At 71.3% G+C, this 1,047-nt stretch carries 1 protein-coding gene; it reads left to right on the top strand.

The annotated features are described in order from the left end of the window. Positions 1 to 226 (top strand): ATP-binding protein (locus ACZ5XS_RS45820; RefSeq protein WP_468661653.1); only part of this gene is annotated, 226 nt, incomplete at its 5' end. Between the last annotated feature and the right edge of the window lie 821 nt (positions 227 to 1,047).

Consider the following 1,047-nt stretch of genomic DNA (forward strand, 5'->3'; position numbering starts at 1 on the left):
CCCGCCCATCCAACTACGGCTGATCCACGACCGCCACCTCATCTGCGAGGTCTCCGACGCCAGCAACACCGCCCCCCACCTGCGCCGGGCCCACAACTACGACGAGGGCGGCCGCGGCCTGCTGCTGGTGGCCCAGCTGACCCGCGGCTGGGGCACCCGCCATGCCGACAGCGGGAAAACCATCTGGGCGGAACAGGACCTCGACGTACTCCAGCCCGGCATCTGAAGCTCCGCCCCACGGACCCACCAGGGAGATCCTGCCCGCACTTCTCCCACCACACCTGCACCCATCGCGATCACTCCCCTGACTGGAGAGGTCACCGGGTCGGCCCCGAACGAGGTTCTTCCGCGGAGTGCGGATGGGCGGTGCTCGGTGACCAGGCGCTGACGGCAAGGTCGGCCACTCCCGGGTACTACTGCACACGGTGAGGTGCCCGTCACGAACCGAGGTCGGCAGCGGCACCGACACCAGAGCATGCGGTGCCGTCGGCCGCGGCCCGAGTTTCGCCGGGTCCGGCGGCTATACCGCGGCTCGCTTCGCCGATGCCGCGCCGACAACCGCCCGGGTGCCGACGGCACCGTTCATGCCGTGTCTGGGCCCTCGCCGGCGGCGGGTTCCGCGCCGGGAGGGCGCAGGAACCCGCGAAGTGCGCCTGCCGCCCACCAGCGTTCTCCGGCCGGTACTCGGAGGAGCTCAAGCGGGACGCGATAGGGCTCGTGACCTCCTCGGGCCGGACGTTGACCGACATCGCCCGGGAACCCGGCATCAGCTCGGGGAGCCGGCGGGTTGTCGGAGTACACCTCCGCCCAAAAGCCAGCGGCCGCCGCGCCGCGGGGCCCGCTCCTCGCGCGCCGCACGCAGGCCGAGGTGGATATGTGCCCCGACCGTACTCCGAGCGGGGGGACGCCGAGTTGTGATCGGCACACCCACGGCCGTGGGCGTCTACAAGCACATTGTGGCGGTGGTTCATACCGCGGCGTCGAGGTCGGCGGCGGACCGCACCAGTGCGGTCATCAGCCTGATGGCGTCGGCCGTGGAAAGGTCGT

The organism is Streptomyces sp. NPDC033131, from assembly GCF_055578365.1.